Here is a 1,143-nt window from a genome sequence, read left to right as displayed (position 1 = left end):
TTGGGGGTCACCGGACCGACGAAGGGAATCTTATCCGGTGTCACGATATCCTGTGCCGACCAGCGATAAGGAATATCCGTAACATCGAAATAGTTCGAGCTGAAGTCTTTCAAAGCTTCATAATGCTCGATCGTCGAGACTCCCTGCCCCGTTTTATGGCCATCGCCGCCGACAAGGATCAGCTTCTCGCCATCTTCACCTTCCGTGTAGCGGAGGGAGCGTGAAGGGCTGTCGGCACAATAATACATGCCGCCGGGATACTCCTTCTCGGTCCTGATTGCCAGTACATACGACCTTTTTACATGCACACGGGCGAAATATAGGCCCGTTTCATCATTGAAAGGGAAGTGGGAAGCAACGATTACTTGCTTGCTTTTGATGCTATGTCCCGTATCGGTCAAGACGGTCGGTGGATCGCCGTCTTCAATTTTCATTGCCGTTGTATATTCGTGGATTGTGCCGCCAGCCTCCTGGATTGTGGAAATCAGCGCCGTTAAATATTTCAACGGGTGAAACTGGGCTTGATCCTTCATGATCACGGCAGCTTTGCAAGGGATGGAGAACGGGATTTCATCGGTGTAGTCACCCCTGATGCCAAGCTTTTGATAGGCTTTCAGTTCTTTTTGGATTTTGTTTTTATATTCATCCGTATTCGCGTAAACATAGGCATCCTGTGCGGTCAGGTCACAGTCGATGGAATGTTCGGCGACCAGGTCTTTGATGAGCTGCATTCCTTCAGCATTCGCTTCATAATAAAGCTTGGCCTTCTCTGCTCCATGGTCCGTAATCAATTGATCGTAAATGAGGCCATGCTGGGCCGTGATTTTCGCTGTCGTGTGTCCTGTCGTTCCATTCAGGATTTTGCCTGCATCAATGAGTGTGACCTTTACCCCCTGTTTCGCTAGAAGGTAAGCAGAAGTGATTCCGGTAATTCCGCCGCCCACGATTAAGATATCGGTGGTGATATCCGAATCCAACTTAGCAAATGAGGGAAAATCCAATGCATTACGCCAAAAAGGTTCCGGGAATTGAGGAAGATCTGTATTTTTCTCAGTCATGTAATTACCTCCATTACTCTCCAATAGTGAATTGTCCATTTATTACCATACCCAAAATCACTTTTTATACGCTTGTTTTTTGAAG

1 protein-coding gene is annotated in these 1,143 nt (G+C 47.3%); it reads right to left on the bottom strand.

Annotation, left to right across the window (positions count from 1 at the left end; translation table 11 throughout):
* Window positions 1-1,058, bottom strand: a 1,058-nt coding sequence (locus CVN76_RS04960) for an NAD(P)/FAD-dependent oxidoreductase (RefSeq protein WP_100530491.1), incomplete at its 3' end; no start/stop codon positions are given.
* Window positions 1,059-1,143: the final 85 nt, after the last annotated feature.

The sequence above is a fragment of the Bacillus sp. mrc49 genome (genome assembly GCF_002803435.1).
This window is presented reverse-complemented; position numbering and strand designations above follow the sequence as displayed.